Annotated in this window: 11 protein-coding genes and 1 pseudogene; 11 read left to right on the top strand and 1 reads right to left on the bottom strand. The window is 42.0% G+C overall.

Going from position 1 to position 13,506, the window contains the following annotated elements:
• The first annotated feature begins 3 nt into the window (after positions 1-3).
• From rdgC to HHX48_RS15825, 11 genes and pseudogenes are all read left to right on the top strand, one after another.
• Positions 4-932: pseudogene (rdgC, locus tag HHX48_RS15880) on the top strand (recombination-associated protein RdgC).
• A 190-nt stretch (positions 933-1,122) separates the two neighbouring features.
• Complete coding sequence (locus tag HHX48_RS15870) at positions 1,123-1,761, top strand: hypothetical protein (protein ID WP_191026329.1); 639 nt, start codon at positions 1,123-1,125, stop codon at positions 1,759-1,761.
• Complete coding sequence (locus HHX48_RS15865; protein WP_139758040.1) at positions 1,758-3,353, top strand: hypothetical protein; 1,596 nt, start codon at positions 1,758-1,760, stop codon at positions 3,351-3,353. Before HHX48_RS15870 ends, HHX48_RS15865 begins: the two co-directional genes overlap by 4 nt.
• Positions 3,350-4,615 (top strand): hypothetical protein, encoded by a 1,266-nt coding sequence (locus HHX48_RS15860; protein WP_191026328.1) that lies wholly within the window; start codon positions 3,350-3,352, stop codon positions 4,613-4,615. The genes HHX48_RS15865 and HHX48_RS15860 overlap by 4 nt, the downstream gene beginning before the upstream one ends.
• Positions 4,608-5,345, top strand: coding sequence for a hypothetical protein (locus HHX48_RS15855; RefSeq protein ID WP_191026327.1), 738 nt, complete (start codon positions 4,608-4,610; stop codon positions 5,343-5,345). Before HHX48_RS15860 ends, HHX48_RS15855 begins: the two co-directional genes overlap by 8 nt.
• An 8-nt stretch (positions 5,346-5,353) precedes the next feature.
• Positions 5,354-6,934: an ATPase, T2SS/T4P/T4SS family gene (locus tag HHX48_RS15850; protein WP_139758043.1), complete on the top strand. Its 1,581-nt coding sequence runs from the start codon at positions 5,354-5,356 to the stop codon at positions 6,932-6,934.
• Positions 6,931-8,097 carry a type II secretion system F family protein gene (locus HHX48_RS15845; protein ID WP_191026326.1) on the top strand — a complete coding sequence of 389 codons (1,167 nt, stop codon included), beginning with the start codon at positions 6,931-6,933 and terminating at the stop codon, positions 8,095-8,097. Before HHX48_RS15850 ends, HHX48_RS15845 begins: the two co-directional genes overlap by 4 nt.
• 14 nt (positions 8,098-8,111) lie before the next feature.
• Entirely contained in the window at positions 8,112-8,558 is a 447-nt protein-coding gene (locus HHX48_RS15840; RefSeq protein WP_139758045.1) for a type II secretion system protein, read from the top strand.
• Positions 8,559-8,584: 26 nt separating this feature from the next.
• Positions 8,585-9,055: a hypothetical protein gene (locus HHX48_RS15835; protein ID WP_191026325.1), complete on the top strand. Its 471-nt coding sequence runs from the start codon at positions 8,585-8,587 to the stop codon at positions 9,053-9,055.
• Between the two features lie 44 nt (positions 9,056-9,099).
• Positions 9,100-11,103 carry a hypothetical protein gene (locus HHX48_RS15830; RefSeq protein ID WP_139758047.1) on the top strand — a complete coding sequence of 668 codons (2,004 nt, stop codon included), beginning with the start codon at positions 9,100-9,102 and terminating at the stop codon, positions 11,101-11,103.
• 86 nt (positions 11,104-11,189) lie between these two features.
• Complete coding sequence (locus tag HHX48_RS15825) at positions 11,190-12,452, top strand: hypothetical protein (protein WP_139758048.1); 1,263 nt, start codon at positions 11,190-11,192, stop codon at positions 12,450-12,452.
• 60 nt (positions 12,453-12,512) lie between these two features.
• On the opposite strand, the gene HHX48_RS15820 is transcribed toward HHX48_RS15825, so the two are convergent.
• Entirely contained in the window at positions 12,513-13,241 is a 729-nt protein-coding gene (locus HHX48_RS15820) for a hypothetical protein (RefSeq protein ID WP_139758049.1), read from the bottom strand.
• Between the last annotated feature and the right edge of the window lie 265 nt (positions 13,242-13,506).

The following is a 13,506-nucleotide window of genomic DNA, read 5'->3' as shown; positions in this document are numbered from 1 at the left end:
CTAATGTTCGGTCATTTCTTAAAAAGTGCAGTTGCCTACAAATACGAACTTGGGGATGGAGAGACTATTACTGAGCACAAATTGAAACAATTCGTGCCTCTTCTAAAACATGTAGATATAAAACCTGCGCAGAAAGAATCATTCGGGTTCTCAAGTGTCGTTGGATATCATGACCCAGAACGTTTTTTTCACAAGGTGGGTACCTGGTATCTACTGAGCCTAACCGTTGAAGATAAGAAGATTAAAAAGAATAAATTAGACCGGCGTGTTGCAGAAAAGAAACGTGAACTTGCTAAAGCTAAGAGTATCGAATTAAGTGCTTTATCTAAGCAGGAATCACAGCAGGTAAGAGATAAAGTATTAGGTGAGATGCTCAGTGAGCAAGAAGCTGATGAAAACTATCTCAACATAATCATCGATACTGATAATCGCTGGCTGTTTTTTAGTGATAGCTCAACCAGAACGATTAAAAAGTTCACAGGGCTTATGCAGAAGCATTATTCCTCATTCCGTGTTAGTGAATTTTGCACACAGGGAATTGATTTGCACCTTACTAGCTGGCTTTATAATCCTGATGAGTCCTTACCAGAAGAAATCGATCTCGAAGATTCAGCTTCGTTACAGTCAGAGCAGTCAGCAAAAGCGACCTTGAAAAACAGAACTTGCAGTCAGACGAAGTTGCCACGCTCATAAATCATGGTAAGAAATGTCTCGAACTCTCTATCAGCTACTTGCAGCGAGTATCATTTAGATTAACGTCTACATGCCAACTGAAAGGTATTAAGTTGTCTGATGACCTAATTGCAGATGTTGCTGAGATAGAAGATCCCCAATCTCGTGTTGAAGAGCTTGAACCTTTTTGGGAGGTTATGTGCAGCGAACTTACCTCTATTTACCAATGGCTCGATGAACTGCAAAACAAACCAGTGTAGGTAGCTTGCTAGACAAATTAGCTTTGACAAAGATACGAATCACTTTCCTATTTAAAGTTTCCACAGAATCACTCTCAACCCCCGCAGATAAAGCATTTGTGAATAATGTCAATAAATCGGGATTCCGGTTTTGTCTAACGAATTGAGTGTTTATATTGTTTTCAAATTCGGAACAATAAGTTGTCGTTAGATGAAATTAAAATTAATAGCAATCGCAGGCGTCATAAGCTTCAGCGCATGTGCTGATGCTGGCGCTGAACAGGACTATGTTGAGCAATGCAAATCTGAAATGTATGCATCGCTTGTGAGTCAACCTTCAGATCAGGTGGTCGGGCAAAGAAATAGCCTGGTAGATCACGCATCGATTACTAACGACAAAGCGGAAGCATCAACTCAAACAAGCCTAAACAAGCAGGTCTACAAAGTTGATAACTTGAGCGCAGCTAATCATCCGGAAGCTACCTATAAACCAGATCCACAACTATGGTGTGAAAACAGAACTGAAGACGAAAGAGCCTTGGTGGATAACGAGCATCGTTTTTATGGTTTTATGCTCAAAAAGGGGACGCTGGTAGAGAATGTTGAGGCCCTCATAGACGAGTTCTATCCCAATAATCAAGGATTAGTGTCAAAAGTAGGCAGACATGTAGTGCCTGCTGATATGTGCATACTTAAATCAAATAAAAAAGCTGTTATCCAAAAGATTGTAGAGGCCTATGAGGTAGATAGACGTGCAGTAGCATATGGTCAGTTCGCCAATGATATCCACGTGTTGTTTTATGAAGGTGATGCGGAATTTCATCGGTATTTTGCAGGGGTTGGGAAATGACAAATTTTCTAAAGCCCTTATCCGCTATTGGAGTGGCGATATCCGTTTGTGCGTGTTCGGCGATTACCACTCCTACTGAAAAAGCAGAGGATACAAACCAAGAGCTACTCATCGCCAAAGGCAAAAGAGACTATGTTGATAATTTGCCTAATGTACATAGTTTTAGTGCGATGTACGTGCCTGAACTAACCGCCGAGGAAGCAAGCTTACCTAAATGGTATGACGATTTTGCTTCGGTTGCTGTGGACGGTTTGGAGCTACAACAAGTTTTGAGCATGCTTTTAGAAGGCAAAGATTTACGCGTTGAATATCGACCAGGGGTTCTTGAACAAAAGAAAGTTTCAATTGCCGGCGAGCATTCAACCATTGGTGGATATTTAGAAGCTTTGGCATCTGCAACCGGGTACCAAGTAGAGCCTAATGGTAACGCTATTATTTTTAGTAAATATGTAGAGCGCGTATTTCCAATCAGGTCTATTACCGGAAATTATGAGTTCGCAATTGGTAAAAAAGGAGAAACAAGCCTTGATTCCCAAAGCCAAAGCTCACAAAACGCTACATCAGAGGCAGTTAAGTCGCATGGAGAGGAATACGGCACTTTAACTGGCGAATTCGATCCACTGGATAGCTTCAAAAAGGGTGTTGAAATAATTTTAGGCTGTAAGGCCCAACAAAGTGCTGCCAGCGCTTTGGGCTCTTTAAGTGGTACTAGCTCAGTAGCTCAGACCTTAAATGAAGACATCGAATTTCAGCTGACTCAAAATGATCTGTGTGACAGCGGATCGAAAGTAGAAAAACTTGAAAGCGATAATTCTCTACTAGTTCGCGCTTTACCATCACAAATGCAAAAGGTTGATAAATTCATTGCAGAGAAAACAGAAAGAGAACTGCGGCAGGTAAGGCTTGATGTGACGTTAGTCGCAGTTGAATTGAAAGAAGATACTGCTCTCAGTTTAGATTTATCACTTAAAGATTCTGTCTTAGGTAATTCTGATTTTGGAATTATGACTCAGCCTAATACTGGTACTAGCCTTTTAGGCGGCATGGGTAACCTGGGCAGCGCTGTTCTTTCTCATACCTCTGGCACCAATTTGGCACTTCAGGCATTGAGTGAACAAGGCACTATTCTTGATAAAACGGTGTTGCGTGGTGTGGCGGCTAATCACAGACTGATGAAAATCACTGATGTGAAAAAAAGAAGTTATATAGCCGACAGACGGCTCGCCCAGACTGCAGACGTAGGTACAACCACATCAATCGAACAGGAAGTTGTTGAGTCTGGCAGGGTACTGTACGCAGTCCCTAATATTGGGCCCAGCGACGTACTTGTCAAACTCTCAACGAGCTTATCATCACTACTTGGACTGGATACAAAGGGTGAGGAAGGCAATCAAGTCGAAAGCCCGGAGATCAGCGATAGAGAAATTGAAGCTATCGTTCAAATGAAGCCTGGTAGACCGGTTCTTGTCGGTGGCTTCAGCGTAAAAGAAACACAGACACTCAAGTCTTTGAATGGAACCTCGGGTTTTACTCGCTCATCAAGCGGTACGGATGTTGAGCTTGTCATGGTGGTTGAGGCTGTTTATCTATGAATATGCTTAAAGCCACTAAGAATGGGCATGTTCCTGCTAATCGACGCTCTGAACTGAAAGAGGCTGTCGCTAATTTAGAAAACGAAAAATTGTTTCATGGGGCAATATACCGTACGGATGAAAACATCGTAATTTTTGGTGCTGAAGAAGGTGCCAAACTTTATGGGCCCGCGCTCTTAAGCAAAGTGCAGAGACCAACATTCGTTGTAGTGGTTTTAAAAAGTGACAGCGTTTATATCTTCGCAAAAATTCAAGGTAATTTTAGCGATGAGTTTGAATTTGGCGTCGACAGTTCTGACGACTCTACTGATGTTCAAAGGCTTATAGCCTTTTGTGCGCTACATCAAAATGAACTGCATGACGCACCATGGTATTGCAATGTTGCTATTAAGCCCAAGGGTGCTGAAAGTGTTGTTGTCGCAGATAAATTGCAACTTCCTTTAGATCCGGCAAAACAGGAAGACTTCAGTGAAATTAGGCAAATTAAGCCTATTCTAGCTGTTGAAATCGAAAAAGAATTAAATCGTACATCCAAAAAGACAAATCCTCTTGCCATAACCGGGCTAGCCGCCGCGCTTGCTGCAGCGGTGTTCTTTTATATACAGCCTGAAATCCCAGAAAAAACTGACGTCAAAAGCGCTAATAAAACTCAAAAAGTCTCCCCATATGCAGGGCTAAAGGATTTTTACGTTAAGAGAAGTGCAGCACCAAAGCCTATATTGCGAGACATCTATCGACAAGCTAACGCTGCAAAACTACTGAGAGGGTGGTCGTTAACCGAAATAAAAGTCGTCAAAAATAAAAAAGGGATAATTGAGCAGTATTTTGTATTGGATTCAGTTTATGGAGAAGTTTCTGAGTTAGCTAAATTCGCCCAAGATAATCAATACGAGATGAATGTTTCGGGCAGAACAGCTTACCTTGCGAAAAATGTTATCAAAAAAGAGCTGTACTCAGATTTTGCCCGCTTTCATGTCGGCACTTGGCACAACTGGTTAAGTCAGGGCTTAGATGACCTTTGGATTGACGTTGACTATGGCATATCAAAGAAAGAGCAGATAGGGAATGACCATTGGTTTATAAGCCAGGGTGAAATCACTTTTCCAGAAATATTTACTGATGATCTCGAATCTATCGGCTCTCTAATGAAAGGCTTTCCCTACAGTTTCGATTATTTGGAAATGAAGCTTCGTGACCGGCATGCAAAGACTTGGGAAGCAACGCTTAAAATTGAAATTGCAGGAGTAGAAAACAATGCCTAAGAAAAAATTTAATTGGAAAACTATTTATGGGGCTGCGGCAGTTTGTTGCGGCTTGAGTTTTGTCACCTACGGATACTTAACGGACAAAAAAGCCGAGCAAGCGGATATCGAATCAATCCAGAAACTATTTGCGAACAAAGATGTTCCCACTTCTAAAGTTTCTGGTGCCGAGTCTGACGTTAACCGCTTGGCACAAAAAGAAAAGAAAGAAGCTAACCCTGAATTTGTTACTGCACCTGACTATAAGACAGCTACTGCAATCGCGAAGATTTTTGAATATGCACTAAACCCAAAGCAGGAAGAAGAGTGGCTCAAAGCACGCATGGCCACGAGAGCGCAGCGGCAAATTACCACACGTGCAACACTGGCCAAGCAAGAGGCTTTAGAAAATTTAGAAAGAGAAAAATATCTTCAACAAGCGGAGGCAGTACGAAATGGTCATCAAATCGCCTCTACTCAAGAGATGCCAGGTGCAACGCGTCATCTTGATGCTAATGATGAGCTGCAAGAAATAGAAAAAGTAATAGTACAACTCAAAGGATATAAGCAAGGGTACAGAGGACGCCCCTCATCAGCGACATTAGAAATCAATGGTGAAATGTATAAGGCCGTACAGAAAGGTGTGATTGTGGCAGGCATGAGTGTGACAGGTCTGGATGACAATAGTCGGTGTGTGACATTGGTTGATACAAATAGCCGGCCTAACTCTAACTCTAAAGTCTGCATTTAAGGAATAGCATGCTTTCGTTTGTTAACAATGAGACTGAATTCTTTGAGAAAATTCCAAGTTTGAAGGGTGTACATCATTTAAATCTGGACAACAACACTGGCTTAATCGATCAGCTAAGTGAAGAGGCTGGTGGTATTAATGCGCTATATTATGAGGGCGGAACCCTTCTGATTGACGATTACTCAAGTCTGAATAAACGCGAAGAAGTTTACCGGCTTATTTCTTTGTTATCGATGAAAAACAAGCCGGTTCGTAGTGTTCAAGTTGCGAAAACTGAAGATATCGCGGAGCAGCGACGGGAAAGGACATTTAGTGATACAGATGTAAGCAGAGAGATTGATAAGGAAGAAACGTTACAGCAGTTCCAGGGGCTAGTGACGCGAGCTTTGGATGTAAATGCTGAGGACGTTTATATAACCCTGTCCCAAGCAAACGATACTGCATTTGCCAATTTTAAGGTGGACGGCCGATTAATACCAGAACAATACCCGTTGAAAAATTATAGATTTGGCCGCTCTATGTGTGCTGCAGTTTATGATGGGATTGGTGGTATAGGCATGACAGCGGGTACGTTCGATGAGGTAACTACTCCCCAAGAAAAACAGATACCCTATAAGGTTTATGATGGCCGTGGGGGAATTAGGCAGCGTTTAGACCTTCGTTTTACCAAAACTAAAACAAGTCGTCCCGGTGAACTTTACATTGATATGCGTCTGACAAAGAAGGCGAAGAAACTATCTGAACTTGGTTATCCTAAAGACCAACTTGAACTAATACACCGTAAAACCAGCAAAGCAAGAGGTGTAGTTATAACCGCCGGCCCCACAGGTAGCGGCAAGAGCACAACTAACTTCGCAATTCTCTTAGGTTTACCGAAAGATAAGAATTATCAAACTTTCGAAGATCCTATTGAAACTGAAAAACCACCTGGTTATCCCAACATTATCCAAAACAGTATGGATTTGAAAGTTGGTACAAAGTTTCAACTCAAAAGCATACTTCGACAAACACCAAATGGTGTATTCGTACAAGAATCCCGGGATGAAGAAACTGCGCGCTTCACTCTTGAAGTCGGAAATACAGGTCTTTTTGCCTTAACCAGTACCCATGCCCCTTCAGCTATAGCTATCCCGAAAAGGTTTAATGATCTTGGTGTCAGCTATTCTGACATGGCTATGCCGCAGGGATTGAGCCTATTGATGTACCAAGTCCTGATTCGCATGCTATGTAGCAAATGCAAAGTTCCACTTGATGAGTCAAAAACTCTGATTGAGGCAGAGTTTACTGATCGCCAAAGATATTTTTCTGAGGTTGGCATTACTGGCACTGAGACTGGTTTATACATTCGAAACCCAGATGGTTGCGACGAATGCTTACACACTGGTGAGAAGGGGCGTCGCCCCCTTTTGGAGTTGATTGATGTTAAGCGTAAGGACAGACAATTTATCCTGGCAGAAGATTGGAGCGGTTGGGAAGCCTATCTTTTAGAGAATGGATATATCACTGTTCAGCAACAAGCTAAACAATTGGTTAAAGCCGGTGTAATAGATATTGACCGCTGCGCCGAACTGCTAGTAGGTGAGGAGTGATGATTGCGCAAAGCGAGTTAGTCGGTCATCTGAATAGTGGATTATTTTGGCTCAAAAGAAAAAATAATTTTGGTAAAACTCAGCAGATTGAGTTTATAGAGCAGCTGAATAGCTATTTAGCCAGAGATATCGGATTAAAAGAGTCTTTGGAGTGTGTTAGTAAGCAGTACTCGTCAATTTACGGTGATAAACATGTTGTACCAGAAATAGCTAATCAATTAAGAGACGCGGTTGTTGCCGGTCAAGGTTTTGATGAATTGCTAAGAAAATACTTCAACCCGGTTATAGGGCTTGGTTTTGAGTTAGCTAAGCAAGTATCTGGTGATAAAAGCGGTGTTTTGAACGTAGTTAGACTTTTAAAAGATGAAGCTGACATAAAACTTGATGCGCTAATGAAGCTGGCCCTGCCATTGATGTTCTTTGTTTTTGGTATCGTCTCTCAGGTAGTAGCTGGTGGCTTCATCATTCCTATGATCAACCCCGAACCACCATCAACGTTCGAAATAAATTTGGCACTCAACACTTCTGAACTTTTGCAATCAAACTGGCCTTTCATTGCTTTGCTCGCTGGATTTGTAGTTCTGGTTTTTACGCATGGCCAGGCTAACTGGCGCCGAGATGGAAAATTCGGGCATAAAAAGCGGATGTTAGAGGATGTGCTTGGCGACAATGGGTTTACAAACAATATTTCCATTTTTTTGGGCCGTGCGAGAGCCAAAATCGACAATATCTGGCCCTTCGCATTATTCAGGGAATTTTGGTCAGTAAGAGTTTTAAGGCTACTGGGTCATATGAAACTGGCTCAGACCGAGGACATTGAGGCCTTAAGAGTAATTAAAGGGTATGCGCCACCAGCCATTCATTACTTTTTGGAGCACATGATTAGAGGTGCCGGAATCGGCACGGATAAGAGTGAGTACTTCGCTAAGGGGCTAATTAGTCCGGCCCTTATGGTTAGGCTTCAACGCTACTTTATCAACGTAGATAATGAAACATTCGCTCGTGGTCTTATTGAGGTAAGCGAAGACGCAGAAAAAGATATCAAAATGCAAACGCGTCAGGCGGTGACTAAAGTCTGGCTACTTCTTTTCGCATCAGGCTTTTTTCTAATCATGCTAAGCATGTCAGCCATTATTCAAATTTTTAGCAAGTCATTTTTATAAACCCGGAGAGATAGATGAAAACGTTAAAACCCAACAATAATCAAAAAGGCTTTACCCTTATTGAGGTCTTTGTAGTACTGGCAATTATCTTTATTGGCATCACCATTGTGGCTGGTAATACACAGCCGGCAATGGCTGATAGTAAAGAAAATCAATATTCAACTGCTATTTCCATCATCATAAGTAAGGCGCGTTCTAAGGCGCAAGGCGAATCAGACGGATACGCTTCTTTAACAATCCAGGAAATGGTTGATGAAGAATATCTGCCATTATCATTTGGCGATGGCTCTGGCACAAACCCAGATGGTGGCGATTGGGATTTGTCACAAAGTACTGTGAATCAACTTATTGTTCGTGCTACTGGAACGCAACAATCTGTTTGTGAGCGTGTAGCTAAAAAGTATGCACTGGAAACCACGGCCAGTTGCTCCAGTGGAACAATTTCAGTTTCTGCTAACTGATGAGATCAGTAAAAAAGCAATCGGGGATGGCTTTAATTGTCATCTTCATGCTTCTGATGTCAGCTGGTGCTTTGTTTTTTATGACCAAAGCACCTCAACTTATGCAATTGTCAGCGTCTGATAAAGAAGCTCAGGTTCTTGTTAAAGACAGAACAGAAAGACTGATCGTTGCTATAACGGCCTATCATAGGGCGACCTGCCAAATAGGCATAGTTACCCAAGACACACTTCAGGAAGGCGGGTTCCTCCAGAAACCTGTTAATTTGCCACAGTTAAACGATATTCATCTAAAAATTGAAAAAAGCGGCTACAGTGCCGCTGCTGTCATTGACGCTGAGAAACCTCAAAACCTGGCGGTTTTGTCAGAAATTATGCCATTAGGAGCGTCAGTTTCGGGTGACCGTGTAAAGTATGTGCGCTCTATCTCTGACAGAAGTACTCCTATGCAACGGATGATTATGGCGGATATCAACCTGTACTCAGCAAACCATTGTTGAGCGGAATAATTTTCAGTGAGTTGTATCTGAGAAACGGAGAAATTATGCGAAAGCACCTCAAAATGAAAGTCGCTTTACTGTTGATGACTGCTGGATTCAACACTGTAGTGTGGGCTGATGATCCTGCAAAAGTTGTCGCAGAGGGATATGACAAGCTTTACGAAAATGGCGAAATTACAGCTAATAAGCTTCTTGATCTCAAAGCCTCAGCGCTGAATTACTATTCCGAGAATGGTGCATGGCCAACTGATATTACAGACCTAGCTGTTGATGGTTTTTATTACGGTAGTTATGACACCATGTATGGCACTACCGTATCCGGTGTTGAGGACGGTAATAGTTACATTCTATCTGTTGATGTCCTAAAAGATAGCGTGGCAAATTATGTCGCATCATTTATGAACGGAACGACGACAGACAGTACTGTTAACGTTCAGTTTGGGTTACCTTCCCAGGTTCCAGTTTTACATAGCACTTTATCTCGAGTTGATGATGGTGATGTAGCTCGAAACACCATGGAAACAGACCTACACATGGGTGGCTACAGTATTACCGACATTGATACTGTTACTGCCAGAGCACTGGTAGCGCAGCGGGCAGATATTCAAAATGGTTACATTGAAAATATTTATGCGCAGCTGATAAATGCCCCACTGGCGAATTTAACGACAGTAAATTCCACTACAGTAAATTCAGACGTTGTCAATTCTGACAGAATCTACGCGAGTGTAGGTGTCTATGATAATGGTACCCGGGTATTTTCACCCGCAAATCTACCAACTAAAGCCGACGTAGGGCTGTCAAATGTGCAAAATTATGGTGCTACCAACAGCTACACCGGCAATAGCACAACGCTCTATGCAACTCAGAGTGCGGTATATAACTCTCACGTATATTTGAAGAACCTTAAGCTCGACAAAAATGCAACTGCGGTAAATGCGGACAGGCTTGATAATCTTGATTCATCATCATTTATCCGAAGTAATGCTTATGACGCGGTAAATGCAAATACCCGTTGGGAAGATAATCGAGAAATTCGCTTAGGCAGCAGCTCTGATATGAGACTGAAGCATGATGGCTCTAATTCCATCATCGACAACTACACCGGAAACTTGTATCTGCGCAACCTTTCTGGTGGGAGAGAGATCTATCTACAAGGAACCACATCAGGCGGTCAAAGGCACACTGCGGTCATGGTTGATTCAAGCTCATACGTTAGGGCCAGATTGATGTATAACGGCTCATCTAAACTTTATACCGAGTCAAATGGCGTAAGAGTTTCAGGTGATATGAACGTCACTAGTGGCGACCTTAAAGTAAATGGCCAAAAGATTAGCAAAGACTATGTAGACCTGGGCCGAGTGATGAACTTCAGTATTTCGGACAGCTACACAGGCGGAAGCTCAAACGTCTACGCCAGCCAAAGGGCTGTAACCCGGGCTTATAATGCGTTGAATAGCTCCAAACTCGGAAAAAAAGAAAAAGCAGCGGATTCTGATAAATTAGATGGCATTGATAGCTCAGGTTTTGTGAGAACCAGCCGACGTATTAACGGTAAATCTTTAACTAGCAATATAACAATCACAAAAAGTGATGTTGGATTGAGTAATGTTAGGAACTATGGTGCGACGAACAGTTATACTGGCGCTTCAACTCAGCGCTACGTTACTCAAAAGGCTCTAAATGATGCCTACCATGCAGCAGTTCGAGGAGGCACAAAGGACTACCGGGTACTGTATTCTAACATTTCCGGACTTAATTCTGGTGACTTTTACCTCAATAGTTCCTGGCGTGGTTACGATGAAATATTGGTACTAGGTGGTAATGACAAAAAAAGCTCTATTTATATGTTTAAATTTACAGAGCAAGAATATGACCTCGCCTATGATTTGTGGCGCAGTGGTGGGGGAAGGCTTTCCGACTTTAGATTTCAAATGGTCAAAGATGCAAACTATTACTGGAATGGTCATTTTGCATCCAACACTCACTTTAGTACACAACACGAGAACTCAGTACTCTACCAAGTATTTGGGCTCACTTATAAATAGGCTTCCGTGATAATTGCATTCCTTCGTATCAAAGATACAGTTAATTGAATTCAAACTTTCATAAGCTAGAAGTAGGAGATTATTTTATGAAAAAGCTTCAAAGTAAAAAAACCTTTTTAATTTTTGGTTTAAGCTCGCTTTTGACTGCATGTGGCGGGGGTGGTGATAGTGAAAGCTCCGAACCAGAGCTAGCCGAGAATGAAGTAGTAATGGTGACTGATGGCGGAAAAGAAATTATAACTGAAAAGGCTGAAGGCAATATTGTAAAAGATGGGGCTTTAAATAGCTTTAGTAAGGTATCTCTCACGGGCCAGTTTGAAGATATGGGTAGATTGGCATCTCGATGTGTTAATGAGAGCTCTCATTATTACGAGAGTGATAATGTGATGGTATTCGGTGATGCCTCCACCACAGTCGAAGACTACAGATTAGTGGCTGGATGGGTCGAGTCTGCTAAGGACGGAATTGCAGGAATTTTAGGAATAACTTGGACAGAGTATTTAGCAAAAAGAAGAAATATAGCGAAATTTGCTATAGATGCTTATATTGAAAACTATGCCGATTTAGCATCAATTAAGGATTCATTAGGCGTCGAATTCACTGACCTAAGTGAAATAGAAAAAAAATCTGTAGCATGGAAAACATACATTGAAAGCGACAAGGCTGAGCGTTTGAGTTTAATTCTCGAGACATCCGAATACGCTGGATATGGCTGGACCGCAGAAGATGTTTCTCATAACGATAAAATTAAGATTTGTTTACATGATGAAGGTGCTAACAGTGACTATTTCAGCTCTTATTATACTGGCGTAGCGATCGCTAAGCCAAGTGCAACTATACCGGATGATTATTTCCTATATTTGCGAGCAGGCCTTATTAGAATGGCCCAAGAAGCTTTGACGCATTCAGTTCACGGTAACCCCTTACCTGTGTGGTTCTCAAAAGGTCAATCACTTTATAGGGCAGGTAAAAACTCTGCACTAAGAAGCGAGCATGATGCAATTGATGCTACAATGTACGTGGAAGAACAGGATGAATACGGTTTTGACGACCAGTTATTGAAATCACATTATGCGCTGGCCTATCAATATATTGAGGAAGCTTTGCGCGTAGCTAATCGTGATCGAGTTTTTGCAATCTTAGATGTCATTGCTAACGATCCAGCAGTTTATACTCAAGAACAGCTGCCGGAAAGTTACGACTTTACGCCAGGAGAGACTGGGGGTCTGGAGAATGCAGCGTTTATAAAAGCTTGGGATGAAGAAATATTCATTGATGAAGCTGGCGACGACTTAAGTTACTCTCGATACAAAAATGATTACCATTCTCTAATGAGCAAAAGTAATTAAGACAGTTATGCTTAAAAGCCCGCATTACGCGGGCTTTTTTGTATCGAAAATCCATTGCTATCAGCTTTGAAACCGAGTTCCCGTCGTGTTTACAAATCTTCCCTTTCTCATTGAATATATAGCTTCAGCCGAGTCTGTCAGTTCGAACTTTCGTATGTGACGCTTTAAACGCAGATTTTCATGCAGCTCATTAATCACATGTTCAGTTTGCTTGGTGAAATAGCCAACGGATAGGTATGTACTAAATACAAAGTGCATATCGAGAGACTGTTCTTTCTTCAGGTAGACCACAGTTCCTGAAGAGCCAGGTCCATTACACTTATAGATAATTAGCGTAAAATGAGGCTGTAGCTCCTCTGAACAGCTATCTATCCACGACTCAATAGCACTTAAATCCGACAGATCATTAATATCCCGCACCAGATAAGGGGTATTTCGAGTTCCGTCCACGTAGGGCCGGGTGATACAAAAAAAATCAGCCAACTTATATGCGTCATCATTTGAGCAATGTTCTGCAAATAAATCCGGACTAGACAGCGCACCCAGTTGTGCCTTCGGGATACCAATTTTTTCCATAACCTTGTTTATATGTACTCCTGGGATGCCGTGCTGAGCAAACAGCCCAAGTAAACGAGCCCTTCCTAAAGGAACTTCTGGGAACGGATGCATAGAAAAGTGCGCGACGGTGTCGATAATTATGCTTACAGCGTCATTAAATGAAGCTGTGCCAGGCAAGCTTGCTTGTACCGCTTGAACGAATGCGGTTGTGGGATAGTAATAAAGTCTCATACACAGTATTAAAGTGTCATACTTGGTAATATAGTTTCATACCGCATTGATCAATTTGAACCAACACCACCGCGAAGGCGGTGGTGTCCTTTGAGCGGACTTCGGCGTTCAGAGATAATAGTGGTCTGTAGTGGTCAAGTCATTTTGGCCACACCGTTGTAGCTATTCCAGTAACGTTTCTCCGATTCATTCGGCGTTAAACCACCGTTGTATGAATGCGGTCTAAGTCGCAAAATTGAAGTTTAAAAATCACACAGGTGGTGCA

The sequence above is a fragment of the Salinimonas profundi genome (genome assembly GCF_014750655.1).
In the GTDB taxonomy this organism is placed as follows: Bacteria; Pseudomonadota; Gammaproteobacteria; order Enterobacterales; family Alteromonadaceae; genus Alteromonas; species Alteromonas profundi_A.
This window is presented reverse-complemented; position numbering and strand designations above follow the sequence as displayed.